Annotated in this window: 1 protein-coding gene; it reads left to right on the top strand. The window is 64.4% G+C overall.

What is annotated here, in order from left to right:
* Positions 1-938: IS5 family transposase (locus tag H8A95_RS43215; RefSeq protein WP_229188477.1), on the top strand; the 938-nt coding region annotated here is incomplete at its 5' end.
* Positions 939-1032 lie beyond the last annotated feature (94 nt).

The raw sequence follows: 1032 nt of genomic DNA, 5'->3' as shown, positions 1-1032 counted from the left end.
TTGGGAGGCCGTCGATCCCGCCGGAGAAGCTGCTGCGGGCGATGCTATTGCAGGCGTTTTATTCGATCCGCTCGGAGCGGCTTCTGATGGAGCGGCTGGAATACGACCTGCTGTTCCGCTGGTTCGTCGGCATCGGCGTCGACGACGCAGCCTGGGACCATTCGGTGTTCTCGAAGAACCGCGACCGGCTGCTGGAAGGCGACATCGCGGCGAAGTTCCTGGCGGTGGTGCTGGCGCAGCCCAGGGTGAAGAGGCTTCTATCGAGTGATCACTTCTCGGTCGATGGCACGCTGATCGAGGCCTGGGCCTCGACGAAGAGTGTCAAGCCGAAGGATGGCTCTGGCGAGCCGCCGGCGCAAGGCGGCGGCCGCAATGCCGATGCGGACTTCCATGGCCAGAAGCGCTCGAATGACACCCATGCCTCGACCACCGATCCAGACGCTAGGCTGTACCGCAAGGGCAAAGGCAAGGAGACGAAGCTGTGCTTCATTGGGCACGGGCTGATGGAGAACCGCCACGGCCTGCTGGTCGACGCCTGCCTGACGCAGGCCGACGGGCATGCCGAGCGGGTGGCCGCGCTGCACATGATCGAGCCTCGTGCTGACCGGCCGACAGCGATCACGCTTGGCGCCGACAAAGCCTACGATGTGGAAGACTTCGTCAACGAGCTGCGCTCGATGAACGTGACGCCGCATGTGGCACAGAACACCAGCGGCCGCAGCTCTACGATTGACGGGCGAACGACCCGGCACGGCGGCTATGCTGTCAGCCAGCGCATCCGCAAGCGGATCGAGGAGGCATTCGGCTGGATCAAGACGATCGCGGGGCAAGAGAAGACCCGCTTCCGTGGCCGTGATCGCGTCGCATGGGCCTTTACCTTCGCTGCCACCGCCTACAACCTGGTGCGGCTGCCCAAGCTGATCGCGGAGACCGGCTGATGGCCAAGGTGCCCGGCTTCGCCAAGGCCTTTGCAGGCCGCTGGCGCATCGTCGAGATGGACGTCTGGGATAGCGACTTCCTCGATCTTGTCGA

Source organism: Bradyrhizobium oropedii (assembly GCF_020889685.1).
In the GTDB taxonomy this organism is placed as follows: Bacteria; Pseudomonadota; Alphaproteobacteria; order Rhizobiales; family Xanthobacteraceae; genus Bradyrhizobium; species Bradyrhizobium oropedii.
Note: the sequence above shows the minus strand (reverse complement) of the source record. Positions and strands in the feature narration are given on the sequence as shown.